Source organism: Pseudoalteromonas holothuriae, from assembly GCF_945859825.1.
GTDB lineage: Bacteria > Pseudomonadota > Gammaproteobacteria > Enterobacterales > Alteromonadaceae > Pseudoalteromonas > Pseudoalteromonas holothuriae.
In genome coordinates this window covers 15,700-31,609 of record NZ_CAMAPC010000022.1, presented here as the reverse complement: position 1 = coordinate 31,609, position 15,910 = coordinate 15,700, and the positions used below count along the sequence as shown (strand labels likewise).

Genomic DNA, 15,910 nt, shown 5'->3' with positions numbered 1-15,910 from the left:
ATCATAAGTAACCTCTTCAACAACTCTCATTCGTAATCCAATCCAACCCTTTAGTTGCTTGCCTGAAAATAATGCCATAAAGCTTGGTCTAGCTAAAAATGTTTCTATTACTGACTTTTCCCCAATAAAAGTACTTGCAATATTTTGCAATGGATATATTGTATACAATATATCTGCGTGGAAATATTGTAAGCCCAATTGCTCAATCCGACTGCGTTAGACGTTTTAACAACATAACAAAAACAATGACACTAAGGGGTATCACAATGCGTCATCACAGGAATTTAAACACCACATTAACTAAAAGCATAATTGCTATTGCCGTTGCTGCATCAAGCAATATCGCCTTTGCTGAGGATGAAAGTGGAGCAAATAAACCAGAACGAATAGAAGTAACTGGTTCACGTATTAAACGCTTAAACTTTGAAGCGCCCTCGCCCACGGTGGTGATCTCGGCTGAAGATATTAAAATTACGGGTGCTCAAAACGTTAATGATATTCTAACTGGCCTACCACAATTTGCTGACGGTTTTGACTCAGCTGAAGGCAATTATAGTTTTGGTAACGCAGGCCTAAATGTCATTAATTTACGTAATTTAGGTGAAGCAAGAACACTTGTACTGGTAAATGGTAAGCGCACTCCCTCAGTTACTTCAGATAGCCAAGCCATGTATACAGATATAGGTACAATTCCTTCGTCTTTAGTTGAGCGCGTAGAAATTATGACCGGTGGGGCGTCCGCGATTTATGGTTCGGATGCAATTGCAGGCGTTGTTAACTTTATCCTCAAAAAAGACTTTGAAGGGACTAAAGTAAATGTACATCTAGGCGGTACTAAAGAAGGTGGTCACAGTACGCGTAGTCTATCGGTAACCCATGGTTTTAATTTTAATGAAGATGATGGCAATTTAACAGTTGCATTTGATTACTTATCAGAAAATGCATTGAAGCAGTCCCACAGAGCAAAGTCTTATAATTATCAACGCTCTGTAACCAACCCAAACAAAAGTGAAGGTCAACCTGATAAAATTTGGAAAACAGGCCTATCACCTATTCCTTGGGGTGTACCTCAAACAATTTTTTCAGTTTACAACGCAGAAGATGGGGGTTATGACTGGTATGATTTTGATGAATCTAGCCAAGATATTGCGCTAAAAGCACGCTTTAGAGACATGTACGATGGTTGGCTGGTAGAAGAAGAGAATGGATATGATGGCACTGAATGGGGGCATATTGAAGACCCTTTTGAACGTATTAACTTGTTTGGTTCATTAAACTATCAATTTGAGGATTTTGATTTATCATATGACATCACTTTGGCGCGCACTAAATCAAATAATATTATCGACCCACCATTTAAACGAGCTTGGATGCAAGTATCTGAAGTTAAAGAGCTGTTTGATACACCAGCTTCTATAACTGATAATTTCGATGATGAGGATTGGATTGGATTCCATCATACATTTTATGAACATGGCGGTCGAAAAAGTAATACTCAGCGAGATTTTATTTCATCAAACTTAACCTTATCGGGCGTATACAATGATGATTGGTTTTGGGATGTTAATTTTACAACTGGCCGTTCATCATTTAAGTTAAATAGTGTAAGCCAACTGCGCCATGACAGACTCACCAGTAAATTACAAGTTGTTGGTGAATGTGAAGCACAAGGCAATTGCCCTACTTTCTCTCCTTTTGAACGCCAGTCTGATGCTTTGTTAGATTATGTAGTAGATGGTTTTGAAGCCATTACAGATACCGTTAATCATGCGCTTACTGTCAACCTTGCAGGAGATGTTTATGAGCTTGATGCGGGTATGATACAAGTAAGTACCGGTGTTGACATCCGTTATGAAGGTATTGACTTTGACCCATCAGAATTATGGTCATCTGGTAAGCTAAGCTCAGAAAAAAGTCCACTAGATGCAAGCCGCAATATCAAAGAAGTATATTTTGAGGTACTTGTACCAGTATTGAGTGATTTACCTTTTGCACAGCAAGTAGATATCGAAGCTGCATACCGTATTGCTGACTATTCAAGTAACGACAGTCGCTTTGAAAGCTCAAAATTAGCTCTAAATTGGGCCTTAAATGATGATGTTCGTATGCGCTCAATCTTTTCTCAGGCCGTGCGTGCTCCACAACTAGAAGAACTATACGCTGCACAAAGCATAGGCTTTAGTGACGTTAGTGACCCTTGTGATGACTCAAATATTAATGGTGGTCCCTCTGATGGACGTCGTATAGGCAACTGTGCGTTACTGGGCATCTCTAAAGGGTGGACATCAAATATAAAAACACAGCGTGCTGAAGTTAGAAACTCTGGGAATGCTGATTTAAAAGAAGAAAAAGCAGACACATTAACTGTAGGTTTAGTTTATACACCAACTGATAATTTTCTTGAAGGGCTAACAACGTCAATAGATTATTATGATATTGAAATTGAAGATATGATTTCAGGTTTTAATGGCTCAAGTGTTATGTCTAACTGTGTTGACCTTAAAGCAAATAGTGTCGATAACATGTTTTGTGATTTGATTAAACGACAAGCAAATGGTGATGTTGAATATGTTAAACCTTTAAGCTTAAACTACGACTCTGCACGTGCCAGAGGTGTAGACATGGAGCTTTACTACACATGGGATGCATTATCATTTGACTTAAAAGCCAGTCGTATTTTTGAACGCTCAACCTCAACGGTTAATATCCTTGACGATACAGTTGAGACTAATAATGAATCTGGCCAACTGGGTGACCCTAAATGGATGTCAAGCTTGGTTACTAAATACAAATTGGAAGACTTAACATTAAGCTGGACTTTTAAGTTTAGACAAGGTGGCCGCTGGAATGATGACTCAAAACCGGATTATAGAGATTCGGATACACCGTCACACTCACGAGTGCATAATCTGCGCGCAGATTATCAAGTTTCTGATACAGCTACCGTTTATCTGGGTCTAAATAACATCACCGACAATAATGGTGGTGATCACTGGACGACATCACGAGGCCAAATTAACGGTTGGACTATCTTAGGGCGCACAGGTTACATTGGTGTTGACTTAAGCTTCTAAAAAATAATTTTTGTATAAAAAGCAATCCATGATTGGGTTGCTTTTTTATGTAAAAAACATAAATTCCAATCAAAGCACCTTCTTCACGATACACATCACTAATACAAAATGACTAAAGTAATTATTTCGGCAAGAACAATTACTTATTTTTCACATTACCATCTAAAAAAAACACAAAACTGTAGCAATCAATTCATCAATATGTATACTGAATGAACAGTAAGATATATTGTATACATTATATCTTGCTGTTCATTTGACTTTTCTTAAATTGAAATGTCGCTAACAACACCCGCTCAAATCGATTATTTGAGCATAAAAATTCTAAGGTATCGCAGTGAAACACTATAAATTAAAAAAAATTGCCGCAGTTCTGGCAGTCACTGCTTCATTTTCTTCCATAGCACAAGAAGTGACTTTGTTTAATCACGCCATTGCATTTGAAAATGAAAGCTCTAAAAAACGACATAATAAAAACATATCAAACAAAGAAACAAACCAAGTTGCACATAATGCATTAGTGCAGTCGGTTGAGTTAAATACTATTGCTGTCAGTACACTTAAAGTAGGCGATTTAATTAGTTTGATGATAGATGGAAAATATATTCAAATTGAACTTACACGCGTTACTCGTCCACAAGCTAACAAAACATTAATTGATGGTAAGTCGTATGACAACGCTGCCAAGCTTTCTATGATTAACATCAATGGCCGTTATAGCGCAAAAATTACAATAAATGATGTTGGTTATTTGCTTACGCCGTCACAAACTGATTCAAGTATTTATAAGTTAAGTAAATTCAAAGATGACAAGCTGCCAGTTGATGACTCCAATCACCCACAAACAAATACTCAGCACAACGTATTGACTGTAGAAGGCCTGAGCAATGCTCTGTCGAAGACATTATCAAGTGCAACTAACACACCTCAAGTGACTGTCATTGTCGCGTATACTGAAAAGCTAGCACAAGAAATTGGCGATGTTGATGCGTACCTAGCGCTGATGGAAAAAGACACGAATGACAGCTATGCAGCAAGTGGCATAAATGCATCAGTTAGCATCATTCATTCATACCAAACGGGTTATAAATCAACCGGTGACATGGCAGAAGATAATTCAACCCTGTTAAATGAAAACTCAAGTGATTGGTTAAAGAACCCAAATCCTTTGGCACCTAACGGCTATGGTCAAGAGCTAAAAAGCTTAAGAGATGAGCATCAAGCGGATGTTATGGTGTTTCTAGCTGATAAAGATAAATCATCTCCTTGGGCTGGTTGGGCGGGCGAAATTGGTACCGATGAAAAAAGTGCGTTATTTACGTTAAGTAGTTGGGGAACGTTTAAGAATACCTTTGCGCATGAACTGGGGCATTTATATGGCGCAAGGCATGATAACGACTCGACGACTACTCCATTCGCTTACGGCCATGGCTATTGCAATGATGCAAAAACGTGGCGAACTATGATGGCTATCTCAGATTGTGGAGAGCGCTTAAATGCATGGTCTAATCCAGACCAAATCTATAAAGATGAAGCTGGCGGTACCGTTGCAACTAATAACAATGCACGCGTTCATAATGAACGAGCAGCAACCATGGCAGCATTACGTACTTCTGCACATATCGCGCCTACAGCGACAATTACACAAGCTAATACCACCACAAATAACTTAACCGTAACATTTGCCGGTCAAGCAACTGATCAAGATGGTATGATTGCTTCAACATTATGGGATTTCGGAGATGGTGTTTACAGCAATGAACCATACGCTGAAGGTGATAATGTCTCCCACACATATCAATTTCCGGGCACATACACGGTTCGATATACCGCCACAGATAATCATGGGTTGATTAATTCCGTCAGTACTGAAATAACAGTCACTGCGCTTCCTGGTACTGGTTATTGTGCGGCTAAAGCAACTAATGCATTATTTCAGCATACACAGAGTGTTAAGGTTAATAGTCTAAAGCACGACACTTGGCGTAGGCAATATACAGATCAAACCACAAAAGAAGCGTTCACAGCTTATGCTGGCTCTGCGACGGGTATTGAGTTACAACAAGGCACACGTGGCAATAAATTTGGTCCTTATGCAGCCTACTGGGCAGTTTATATAGACTTAAACCAAGATAATGTATTTAGCAATGATGAATTACTTCACTATGCATTACCAAGAACGATACAATCACATGAGCCGGTGCTTGGCAATATTACCATTCCTGAAACCGCCCTTGCAGGTACAACAAGAATGCGCGTACTTCAATCATATCAACTTCGTGACGGCGAAGCACAATTAGCAGCGTGCGGAGATTTTACATGGGGTGAGGTGGAAGACTATAAAATAAATATTGTTAAAGAAGCAAATCCTGCAGAATTCTCAGCCAACACCACGGTTAATGACTTAACGGTGGGCTTTTCAGGTATTACAAACTCAGATGTTGCCTCTGTTGAGTGGGATTTTGGCGATGGTACATACAGTCGTTCGAGTACAAGTACTGAATTTAGCCCAAATCACACCTACTTGTTCTCAGGTAGCTACACTGTCACACTTACCATTACGTTGAAAAATGGTCAAACAGTGACACATTCAAAAGTAATTGAAGTAACCGCGCCTGCTGGACAAGACTACTGCAAAGCTTATGGTAACCAACCCAAGTATCAATTTAATGCTAACGTTACCCTAAATGGCACGGGTGTAACATCCGGTTCTACGCCCTACTCTGATCACACAAGTACAGTTATGGGCGCAGTAAGAGGCGAAAATATTATCTCAGTACGCCAAGGTGCAACAGGCTCTGAGTCTTCATATGATGCAGAATGGCGAATTTACATTGATAGCAACCAAAATGGAACTTTCGAAGAGACAGAGAATGTGTGGTACTGGACAGGTGCAAATACCAGCCGTGCAATTGAGCGCTCTTTCACGCTATCAGATACTGCTTTGGAAGGGAAAACGCGTATGCGTGTTCTACAAAGCTATGAGAAATTGTCTTCGCCATGCGGACGTATTAGATGGGGTGAGGTCGAAGATTTTACGGTCGATATTAAAGCGCATAATCCTGCTGAGTTTAATGCTAACGTCACGGCAAATAACTTAACTGTAAGTTTTGACGACAATACCGATACCAGCGCTGTTGCGTCAATTGCATATGACTTTGGTGATGGTGCAGTCAATGGAGATCATACCGGCACTCAATCAGACCCGACTCATACTTATGCATATACTGGAACTTACACTGCTCGATTAACCGCGACACTACAAGATGGTGTAAGTTATGTTAAGCAACAGGATGTCACTGTAAGTGGTGATGCATACTGTGCAGCTTATGGCAAATCAACAACACAATGGACCAGTAATGTAAGGCTTGATGCAATCAATAATGCGTCTGATAAAAGTCAATTTACACATTTCTTTGATAGCGGATTTACACTAGAAGCCGGTAAAACAACAGAGATTGGTTTAACACACAACTCTGGTGGTCCTTACTTGGCCAATTGGGCGGTTTATGTAGATTTAAACAACAATAATAGCTTTGATGATGCGACAGAACTGTTACTGCAAACAAGTGCAACAACACTTGATGAAGTTATTGGTTCAATTACTATCCCGCAAGGCACATCTCCAACTACAACTGTAATGCGAGTTATGCAATCATATGAGCTTACTGATGCCAAGGTACCCTCGTGTGGAAGCTTTGGTTGGGGTGAAGTAGAAGATTATACAATATCAATTACCGATGGTACGACAGTGCCCAGTAACAAACTACAAAATGGTGTTACTAAATCAAATATTGATGTAGTCAAAGGCGAAACTAAAACATTTACATTTGATGTACCACAAGATGCAACAAATATAAATGTACACATGGGTGCTGGTACTGGTGACCCTGACCTTTATGTCAAATTTGACGATGCAGATACCACAAGTAACTGGGATTGCCGACCATATAAAGGCGGTAATGTAAGCGAGACGTGTGACAGCAGCAGCCTAGCTAATACTGGAGGTACTTATTATGTCTCAGTTAAAGGCTGGACCGACTCGGATAATGTAACATTAACTGCAAGTTACACTGACCCAATCATAACACCACCGGCAACAAATATATGTGAAACTAAAGCACCTCAAACGAGAGGGAACTTAACTAATGCTCAAGCAATTTGTCTAGGTAGTAATACTGTATATGTAGCAATTTCAGTTCCATCTGGGCAGTCAAAACTCACCATCAACACAACAGGTGGTAATAGTGACGCAAGCATTTATCAAAATAGTCAAGGTTGGCCTAGTGCCAGTAATTTTGAAAATTCAGCAACAACAGCTAATAGCAGTGAAGAACTAATTACAATAAATAGTCCAAACTCTGGTTGGCATTATTTTATGGTAACTGGACAAGGAACTGGTACGCAGTTTAGGGCAACTTACGAGTAATTTTTATTTAAAAGTAGTGGAGAAGCTAAAACCTACCTTCCCCACTACTTTTTTAAATTCATATTAGCAGCTATTACAATCCTTATTTGGAAATCGTTAACATGTACATGACATTATTTGAGTTGTTACAATCTGCTTCAACCCGAGTGAAACCCACTTTTTCAAGTAGCTTAATAGAAGCAAAATGCTCTGCGCTAACCCCAGCATGCAAAACCTTAATTACTCCTGATTTTTGATAGTACTGAACAAGCGCTTCTAATGCTTCACTTCCATAGCCTTTATGCCAATACGGTTCACCCAGCAAGTAACCAATTTGGGCATTCTTATTGTCAGGATGAATAAAAATGAATCCAATTATGTCTAATGATTTTTTACACTCAATGGTGATCAGTAAGCTTGCATTTAATTGTTCAACAAGCCATTTTTCTTCGCTTCCAGTTTGAGATGCTGCCTGCCAGTTTTGAGGCAGAGTCTTGAGTACATTGTCAGTCAGTAACAAACCTACGTAGCTAATAATTTGCTTTGGCATGTTATTGAAGTACGTTTCAGCACTTCTAAATGTGAGCCTATTTGATTCAAATAAAGTTGGTATCATGTTAACTCCTACTCTTTAGCACTCGTTAATTTTTAAATTCCATTGTCATCTGATAGCCCTTAATCGCTGGACCTGAAATAGCCTTAAACCCTAAACTGCCAAGCATAACAAACAGTGCTGTTGCTAATGCATCAAAAAACCAAGCTAAAGGTTGTGCTACATTGCCAAGATAATTGACCATATTTTCAAGCGAACTTAAGGTGTATACCCCAGTTAACCAATGCAACAATAATGCTGCCCAAAACCCGAAGCAATATGGGCATTGCCATGCTTCATAGAGATATTGCAAAGGCCTTGGGGCCTGCTCAATTAACCAATTGAACCAACTCCCCCAGTCAGGCAATTTTTCCCAAATCAAAATATGTAAAGATAACGCGATGATAGCAAGTGATATGTCCATAAAAACCCTATGTGTTGGCCTGCGCCGAATCGGCTGATTTATCGTTGACAGCTATTATCATCAATATTTATGCTAGAAAATATAGCTGGCTATTCGCTATAATCTGCTAATTGTTTGATCTTAAGTTTCTGGAAATGTTAAAACACGCTCTCAGTGTAGGCCATGAGCTAATCACTCAAATAGATCATGACGATCACGGCTCGCAAACACATTACGTTATTACATTCATTTTAAACGGTACATTGCATCTTGATCATGGCGAGTCGGTCAAAGTTGGTGCTAATATGCTCACGTTATTGCCAGCGGGCATGCCACACAAGTTAACTAATGTACAAAATTTAGATGTCTGGTGGTTAAGTTTTTGTCCAAATTGCTTCGGGCTTAGTGACGAAGATCAACTGATGAAGCCTTTTAAAAACATACGCCTAGGTGCTCTTCCCGTGGTCGAATTGAATGAAAACCGCAGGCAATGGATCAGCCAGCTTTTTTTACAGCTACAAGATTATATTGATGTACAACACTCGAATGATTTAGACGTGTTTAGAAGCTTTCTTAATTTGATTTTGAATGAAGCACTAAACGCGAGTGCAACAAAGATAAACAGCACTTTTAAATCGAGCAAGGTAGTTAATGCATTGAATCATATTCAACTGAACTATACACAGCCTATTTCTCTAAAGGATGTTGCACTTGCCGTTCACACTAGCCCTGCCTATCTTGCCACATTAGTTAAACAGCAAACTGGTTATTCAATAGGGGATTGGATCACAAAGTACCGCTTAACTCAAGCATGCACCATTTTATTGCACACTAAAATGTCAATAGGTGAAATTGTAGAAGAGCTAGGTTGGAGTGATACAACACATTTTATTCGTCAGTTTAAAAAAGCCTATGCCATTACGCCAGCAGCATGGCGAAAACAGCATCAAATATAGATTTTGGTTACTTTATAGCCTTGATTTTAAAATAAAAGCAGAGAAAACCATACACAAAGCCTAGTTAAAAAGTACCTTGTTTATACGTTATTTATAGTTAATTGCACTTTGAAAGCAACACCGCCAAGCGCACTTTGTTCAGCAACAATTTCGCCACCATGGGCGAGTACAATTTGGCGACATATCGCTAACCCTAAACCTGAGCCACCTAAGTCTCTATTTCTTGATGATTCAACACGGTACAAGCGTTCAAATATTTTACTTAGCTCAATATCATTTAAACCAGGTTCAGAGTCTGCAACAATCAGTTGTACTTTTTTTGTGCTGCCATGGTCAATTACATCAATTGAGATATGCGTTTCACCATTTTCATAAGTGTAAGCAAGGCTATTATTTAATAAGTTGATAATTATCTGTTTAAAGCGCTCTGGATCTACAGTGCACATTAAATTACTTGGTAACTTACTTACAGTTAACGATTGGGGTTTTTCCTGAAATTGCGGTTCAAAATCACTGACTATATCTTGAATTAACGCCCCTAAATTACACCGTTCTTTATTTAACTGCATAACATTGTTATCAAACTGTGCCGAACGATATATATCACCAATTAGGTTATCTAGTTGCGATATTTTTCCATGTACTCTTGCATATGCCTTATTTACATCTGGCTCTATATTATGTTCCAGTAGTTCAACAGATAACTTTAATGCTGCAAGTGGTGTCCTCAATTCATGAGATACATCCGCCAATAATTGATTTTTCTCTTCTAAGTTTGTTGCCAACATGCTTGCAGTTAAATCAGTCATTTTTTGCTTAGTAACCTGCTTACAGTAAATCATCAAAACAGCACCCGCTAGCAACAACATTATTAACATTACAATGCCTCTTTGCAGCTTAAGATTATTAAGTTGTGCTTGTTGTAAATCTTTTTCTTTTAGCAATAAATTTAGTTCTTGCTCTTGTCGAATAACTTCAACATTTTGCCTTAAACGCGCTGTTTGCTGCTTTTGCAAATCGACATTACGCTTTTTTTGTACATCAACAAACTGTTTTAGCGACTGGTACGCATCTACAGCATTGCCTTCCTCTTCATATAGCTTTGCACTAACTTGATACAACTTTTGTTGGTACTGTAAACCTGTATTTGGCATAGAAAGCAATAATTCAATATGCTCACGAGCCAGTTTTAGATTGCCTTGCTTTATTGATATATCTAACAACGTCATGCGTATTGTTTGCTCTGTGCGTTTAGCATCGGCTTGCAAAGCAAGCTCTAAGGCCTCCATCGCTATTGTTTGAGCTTCATCAAACCTGCCCTGAGCAATATAAACTTGTGCCATATTACTTAGTTGCCAACCAGTATCACCTGGTGCCTTCATACTTTTAGTAATCTCTATTCCCTGCTTAATATGTTCTTTAGCCAGTTGTATTTTACCCATAGCCAAATAAACTTGTCCTAGTTTGCCATGGCTATTTGCAATGTGGTAAGGATTACCTAAAGATTGGTCAACTTTTAATGCTTGTTTAAAATGTTGAAGTGCTTGCTTAAACTGCTGCATATCACGGTAAATTTCACCTATGTTATAGAGTGAATCTGATATCCCTTGTTGATTATTATTTTGTCTGCGTATGTTTAGAGATAGTTCATGATGTTTAAGTGATAACTCAAAGTTACCGCTATAGTCGTAGATCACACCAATCTGATTGTGCGCGCGAGCAAGTTTGGGTAAGTTGCTTTTGCTTAGCTCTGCGGCTAGTTTTGCATATTTCAGTGCATTACCATAATCAGCTTGTGAGCGATAACTGGTACCCAGTAAAGCATAAAGGTCGGCTTTTAGTATTGGGTGTGGTGTCTTGACATTTTTAAGTAATTTTAGCCCTTCCAAAGATTTAGCTTGTACATTCTTAACTTCGCTACGTCGCTCTGACAGCATAGCCAATAACAACAGTGCCCTTACTCTATAAATCGGGTATGTCTGAGCATTGTGTTGTTCATAGAGTTGAGTGGCTATCACTAAAGCACTATCAAAGTACCCAAGGTTAACCTGTGCGTGAGCAATTATTTCATTAAGTGAAAACCAAGCTTCATGGTTTGTTTCAAATGTGTACTGGTTTGTATCTAGTATCTGTTGGGCTTGTTCTAACGCTATATTAGGATCAGAATTTAGCTTTTGATTGAGCGATTCATCTATAATTTGCCAATCATTTTGAGCACTTACGGGGTTACCCCAAAATATTAAAAAGACGATTAAAAAGCTAAACAAACGGGTTGGTTTTAGCACTTATAACAACCAAAATTCATTACTACATGTACGCTAAGTTTAAAGCATTTTTAGTAATAATAAACCTTTGTAGATATTACACTCTATTACACATTAAATAATTAACTTGATATGCATTTACACAATAGCAAGTCATCGTAGCAAGGTTACAAAGCCTGATATCAAAAGCTTTCCACAACAAAGGTTAACTAAGTCCGGCTGTTAATTTTTAACACCAGCACCAGCTTTAAAATCAAAGCTCACGATTGTAAATGACCGGCATTTGTCCTTCCCATTTTCGCCAAAGCCTTTCATCAAGCGTTAACTCACACATAAATTTGGCTACATTAATGCGGCTAGTTTGAGCTGCATCAAAAATAGCATTTCTCGTTGGTGAAGCTGTGATATCGTATTGAGAAACGGCTTGTTCATCTATCAGAGCATCAGGGCGTACTGATACCCACTCAATGTATGGATGATTTTGGCCGATGTTAACGCGCAAATGATCAGCAGCTAACTCATTATCAACTTGGGGAGGAAGTGTACATCGTAATAAACCTATAACGAGATTTTGAGATAGCGGAGGAGCTTCATCAATATCTCTATTTCTAACTCCCGTTGTATTCATTAGAATAACTTTTGTTTTCGCTTTTTTTTCTAGCTTAGAGATAGCCGATGTAACCTTCATCAAAGCATTAACCACCAGTTTTCTAGGTTTACCATAAATACCTTGGATGCTTAAGTTATGGCCAAGACAGCAAATTACGGTATTACATTGTGATATAAGCTTTGCTAATACCTCAATATCTAATGTATCTATTTGTGCTCTTACTTCGTCATAATTATCATTGTGTTCATAAATTGGCGCTAATGTGCTCGACTCTCTCACAATCGTAACAACCTTGAGATCATGTTTGAGCAAACAAGTAACAACGTGCTTCCCTGTTGCCCCACTTGCACCTAATACTAATACTTTATTTGTCATCTATAATTCCTTGGTTGAGTTAGTAGGCAACAGTTCTATAAACTTCACTGCGATAGTGTGTTTTACCTGAATATATGACTTGGCCATTTTTTACATCAAAACCGAGGTATACATTAATTGGTTGCTTACTTAGAAATTGCAGTGTATCGCCAATTTTATAGGTTGAGAGCGTATCTCCATAGCGGCTGACAACATAAAGAATGCGGTCTTCGATTAATAGCCTTGAAAACTCTGGTAGATCTCCAATAGCACTAAGTTGCTGTGCAGTCGTAGGCGAGAATATTTGCTCTGGGGATGCACGATAAAGCTTTCCCTCACTACCAACAAAGTAATATGTTGCTGGGTCTAAGGGGTCAGTTAATATTTGGGTAAAGTCATCTTGTAATTGGGCAATTTTTTGCATTTGTGTGTTGAATATAAAAACATGCTTTACCTTATGTTGCTTGACTGTAACTGAGAATAACGTGTTACTTAGCCAATGCTCTGCATAAGCGTAACCATCAATAAATGTATTATTTATTGATACTTCATCTTTTGTTGATACAAGCCATAAGCGATGTTTGTCTCGTAACAGTAAAAAAGTATCGTCGTTTGACAATGCCATAGAGTCTACTCTCACGTTCTTAGCGAGTTCAGTAACCAGTCGGGCATGTTTATTAGGCGCTTGATAATAAATTTGTGAACTACCAGAGCGGTTAGACAAAAAATAATGCCCCTCTTTGGTATTTGCAAAAACCGGCTCTCTATCAATGACACTGCTATTATCTAGCGAATAATTTGCTGATAGCCATTTTATATCTGTGTTTATGTCACTACTTGTAAAAACATAATCAATCAAATTAGGATGGCGTACAATATTACAACACAGTCGCTCATTAACGTTGGCCAATAATTGCGTATTATTACTTTGTAGGTCTAAGTGCATTAAACGGCTATTTGGTGCCTGTGTAATAAAGACAACTCCCTGAGCATTATGATCCCACACAATATGCTCAACGAGAGTTTCAAATTCGGTGAGCTTTTTAACCTCATTTAAAGTTGGATCATAACTAAACGCGCCACTTTTACCATCAAGTGAATGTGCCGTAAACAGAACTCTATTATCTAGCTGGCTTAGGTCCATAGCGACAATTCGCCAATTCTCGCCTAAATCAACGGATAAAAGTGCCAGTGGCTGCCCGAGCTGCGCATGGTATAATTGGTTAAGGTGCTCTTGCTTTTTTGGATGTGCGAGCACATACAAAGTTTCGTTTCGCTCATTAAATTTTGAGCTGTGTACTGCTAAATTACCGCATAATGTGAATTGCTCGACATGCTTACCAATTTGGCTGCTTTTTATATTAAAGTTTGTAATAAACCAGCCACACTCTTGCTCATACCCTTTATACAATAATTTACCATTATAATGACTTATCAAGTCATCTATAAAACGGCCACTTTGATTTATTTGCTGGGGCAATGCTGTATTACTATCGCTAAGCCAAACAGTCTTATTTCTGTGAGTATCATTGATAAACAAAAAATTATTCTCATTTTCAATAAAAACGGGGGTATGTTTCAAACCATGAAAGCGAGTTAGTGTGTTTGTATCACCAAAACTAGGGTCACTAGAGCTCGATTGAATGAGCCAGAAGATAAAAGTGCAAATTATTAATACGGTCGTACCTACAACCCAAACACTTGAAAACTGAGGAGAATTAACTGTTTGTTGTGACTGGTTGTTAGGCTTAGCCCTTTCTACCTCAATAGGAGTGACATCACAAACAAAGCGATAACCTAACTTTGGAACTGTTTGCACATATTTAGGTTCTTTTGCATCATCACGCAGTGCTTTGCGCAAATTAGCAATAAGCTTATTTATCGCATTATCAGTAACAATAACCCCTTGCCAAATGTGAGTTTGTAGTTCATCTCTATTTATAATTCTCTGTGGGTTTTGTAAAAAGTAGGTCAGTAAGGCTATTTGCCTAGGATCAAGGCTTACTTGTGCATGGGCGTGAGTAAGGCGTGATAAAGCAATATCAAATTGAAAATCACCAAATTGTAATACAGGCATTGTTTTATTCTTTTTTGGCTTGCGCTGTAACATACTAATCAGCCTACAAATTTATGCAATTGTAAATATGTATAAAAATGTGAATAGTACTGGCAGAAAAACGCTATTCATATCCCTTTGCACTAGGCCGTTCTTATCTTTGCTGTTTGTTTTGCAGCAGCGAGTTGACAATTCGGACAAAGCAGAGGCTGTGTAGCACTGTAAACCCTTAGATGCAAAATGATATTAGCATGATACAAAATCTGTTGAATGAGAGCACTTATTGCACAGTTATTTATTGCACCTTGAGCTTCAAGTACCAGTATTGTGATTTCACTGATATTCTTATCATGACTTTAAATATCGGCTTTTAGTCTGCCATAAACAATTAAGCTATAATCAAAGCAAGTACTGCTGTGTTAAGCCCATTTATAAATTAGAGAATTATGAAGTATCTTTATTTACTATTTTGCTTGCTATCTTTACCCCTTTACGGGCAAAGCTACCACTTTGCATCAATAAATTTCTTAATTGAACAAGAAGTAGGTCGTATTGTTATTACTGAAGTTTATAAACGCTTAGGTATCAATATAACTATCACACCATTACCTGGAAAGCGTGCTCAGCACGAGACGGCAGTAGGGTTAAATGATGGCGAAATAATGCGTATATATAGTTATGGTGAAGAAACACCTTCAACTATACGGGTCCCTACCTCATATTATTATCTTGAAACGATGGTATTTAGCAAAAAAGGCAGTGGAGTGAATATAAAAACCCCTGCAGATTTAGCACGTTATCAAGTTGTTAAGGTAAGAGGTGTTAAGCATACGGACAATATTACAAAAGGCTTAAAAGATATAACTGACACTGACAATACCAGTCAAATGTTTAAGCTAATTCAAGCTGGGCTTGCTGATATCGCACTCACAAATAAAATGGATGGGCTTGTGGTACTTAAAAAGCTTGGCATAACAGACATAACCCCACAAACACAGCACTTAGATAAATTGCCCTTGTATCATTACATTCGTAAAGAGCATATTAACCTGATAAAAAGAGTAGATAATAAGCTTAAAGAAATGAAAAAAAGCGGTGAGTTAGCAAAATTAATCACGATCGCTGAACATGAAGTGTTTAAAAGAAAGGCACTGTATAAAATGCAAAATTAACCATAACACATAATTGAACCC

General features: G+C 38.2%; 9 protein-coding genes. 4 read left to right on the top strand and 5 right to left on the bottom strand.

Features of this window, described 5'->3' with window-relative positions:
• Window positions 1-266: 266 nt before the first annotated feature.
• Window positions 267-3,074, top strand: coding sequence for a TonB-dependent receptor plug domain-containing protein (locus tag OCI93_RS18645; RefSeq protein WP_261593894.1), 2,808 nt, complete (start codon window positions 267-269; stop codon window positions 3,072-3,074).
• Between the two features lie 337 nt (window positions 3,075-3,411).
• The gene (locus OCI93_RS18640) at window positions 3,412-7,503 is read left to right on the top strand and encodes a GEVED domain-containing protein (RefSeq protein WP_261627027.1); all 4,092 of its coding nucleotides are present in this window, start codon (window positions 3,412-3,414) and stop codon (window positions 7,501-7,503) included.
• Between the two features lie 82 nt (window positions 7,504-7,585).
• On the opposite strand, the gene OCI93_RS18635 is transcribed toward OCI93_RS18640, so the two are convergent.
• Together OCI93_RS18635 and OCI93_RS18630 are read right to left on the bottom strand one after the other, a co-directional pair.
• Window positions 7,586-8,098 carry a GNAT family N-acetyltransferase gene (locus OCI93_RS18635; RefSeq protein ID WP_261593897.1) on the bottom strand — a complete coding sequence of 171 codons (513 nt, stop codon included), beginning with the start codon at window positions 8,096-8,098 and terminating at the stop codon, window positions 7,586-7,588.
• 25 nt (window positions 8,099-8,123) lie between these two features.
• Window positions 8,124-8,498: a hypothetical protein gene (locus OCI93_RS18630; RefSeq protein WP_261593898.1), complete on the bottom strand. Its 375-nt coding sequence runs from the start codon at window positions 8,496-8,498 to the stop codon at window positions 8,124-8,126.
• Window positions 8,499-8,632: 134 nt separating this feature from the next.
• Between OCI93_RS18630 and OCI93_RS18625 the strand changes: the two genes are divergently transcribed.
• Window positions 8,633-9,433 (top strand): AraC family transcriptional regulator, encoded by an 801-nt coding sequence (locus OCI93_RS18625; protein WP_261593900.1) that lies wholly within the window; start codon window positions 8,633-8,635, stop codon window positions 9,431-9,433.
• A gap of 80 nt (window positions 9,434-9,513) precedes the next feature.
• Here OCI93_RS18625 and OCI93_RS18620 read toward each other — a convergent pair whose 3' ends face one another.
• From OCI93_RS18620 to OCI93_RS18610, 3 genes are all read right to left on the bottom strand, one after another.
• Window positions 9,514-11,718, bottom strand: coding sequence for a tetratricopeptide repeat protein (locus OCI93_RS18620; RefSeq protein WP_261627026.1), 2,205 nt, complete (start codon window positions 11,716-11,718; stop codon window positions 9,514-9,516).
• A gap of 232 nt (window positions 11,719-11,950) precedes the next feature.
• The gene (locus OCI93_RS18615) at window positions 11,951-12,682 is read right to left on the bottom strand and encodes an NAD(P)-binding oxidoreductase (RefSeq protein ID WP_261593902.1); all 732 of its coding nucleotides are present in this window, start codon (window positions 12,680-12,682) and stop codon (window positions 11,951-11,953) included.
• 19 nt (window positions 12,683-12,701) lie between these two features.
• Complete coding sequence (locus OCI93_RS18610; RefSeq protein WP_261627025.1) at window positions 12,702-14,771, bottom strand: winged helix-turn-helix domain-containing protein; 2,070 nt, start codon at window positions 14,769-14,771, stop codon at window positions 12,702-12,704.
• Between the two features lie 392 nt (window positions 14,772-15,163).
• On the opposite strand from OCI93_RS18610, the gene OCI93_RS18605 reads away from it, so the two are divergent.
• Window positions 15,164-15,889, top strand: coding sequence for a substrate-binding periplasmic protein (locus tag OCI93_RS18605; RefSeq protein WP_261627024.1), 726 nt, complete (start codon window positions 15,164-15,166; stop codon window positions 15,887-15,889).
• The last annotated feature ends 21 nt before the right edge of the window (window positions 15,890-15,910 follow it).